Origin of the sequence: Pseudomonas sp. EA_65y_Pfl2_P78, assembly GCF_963970495.1 — a bacterium.
In the GTDB taxonomy this organism is placed as follows: Bacteria; Pseudomonadota; Gammaproteobacteria; order Pseudomonadales; family Pseudomonadaceae; genus Aquipseudomonas; species Aquipseudomonas baetica_A.
In genome coordinates, this window is sequence record NZ_CAXAON010000083.1 from 1 (window position 1) to 1,256 (window position 1,256).

Below are 1,256 nucleotides of genomic sequence, written 5' to 3' on the forward strand. Positions count from 1 at the left end.
TGTGGTGGTCAACTAATTCCGGACACCTCGATAGGTAGTTTCGATGCCATCGCCCGCTCGTAAACGGTCGGCGGCAGATACCCCAGTTTTGAGTGCAGCCGTTCGTTGTTGTAAAACCCAACGATGTACTCAGTGATGTCGCGGATAGCTTCTGCATGGTTGGCATAATCACGTCGCCATACACGCTCCATTTTCAAGCTCAGGAAGAAGCGCTCCATCACCGCGTTGTCCCAGCAGTTACCTTTACGGCTCATGCTCTGCTGCATGTCGTTTCGCGCCAGCAACGCTCTGTAACTTGCGCTCGCGTACTGGCTGCCACGGTCTGAGTGGGCTATCAGTCCTGGTGACGGCTGGCGCTGAGCGATGGCCAACTGCATCGCGCTACACACCAACTCTGCCGGCATGTTCGGGGCCATGGCCCAGCCCACTATCTTGCGTGAAAACAAGTCCAACACCACCGCCAGGTACAACCAGCCACTGCGAGTGCGGATGTAGGTTATGTCGGCCACCCAAGCCTTGTTTGGCGCCGTTGGGTCAAACTGACGGCCCAATATATTCTCTGCAATCGGCAAGTCATGGTTGCTATCGGTTGTGTGCACAAACTTGCGCTTCCAGGCCGAACGCAGGCCGTTGGCACGCATTAAACGACGGATTTTATAAAGACCGACAGCCATACCTTTGCCGCGCAAAGCATCACGCAACGGGCGGCTACCGTAGCAGCCACCACTTGCAGCAAACGATGCCTTGAGTTGCACAACGACAGGACAGCTCTGCCGAATAGGCGCCTCAGCGCGTTTTTGGGCCTCGTAGAAGCCGGATCGACTGACGTTTAATAAACGGCAGACATACGCCACCGAATAAGCCTTCTGTTGCAGCTGCCGAACCAGTCGATACGTTACTTCAGCTCGCGGGCAAAGAAGGCGGTAGCCTTTTTTAAGATGTCGTTATCCACCTTGAGCTGCCGGTTCTCTTGCTCCAGTTGGCGGATGCGCTGCTGTTCAGACGTCAACGGTTTACCGATTCCGGATTGTCCCAGTTGCTCGGCCTCGTACTGCTGCACCCAGCGTCGAACAGCCGTCTCACCAATATTCAGATCCCGGCAGACCTGCGGCACGGTCAATCCCTGATCCTTGATCATCTTCACGACTTGCAGCTTGAAGCTGTCGTCGAATGTTCTGCGTTTGTCGGTCATGAAAAACTCCTCGATAGATGCATTTTCCACCTATCGGGGTGTCCGGGGAAATTAGACCACTACA

Annotated in this window: 1 protein-coding gene; it reads right to left on the reverse strand. The window is 54.9% G+C overall.

Annotated features, from left to right (window positions below; all coding sequences use genetic code 11):
• Positions 1–8: 8 nt before the first annotated feature.
• Positions 9–1,192, reverse strand: a protein-coding gene (locus AACY02_RS25910) for an IS3 family transposase (protein WP_339434357.1) whose coding sequence is annotated in 2 segments (ribosomal slippage) — positions 9–928 and positions 928–1,192 — 1,185 coding nt in all. Because the reading frame shifts where the segments join, the coding sequence is not laid out codon by codon here.
• Between the last annotated feature and the right edge of the window lie 64 nt (positions 1,193–1,256).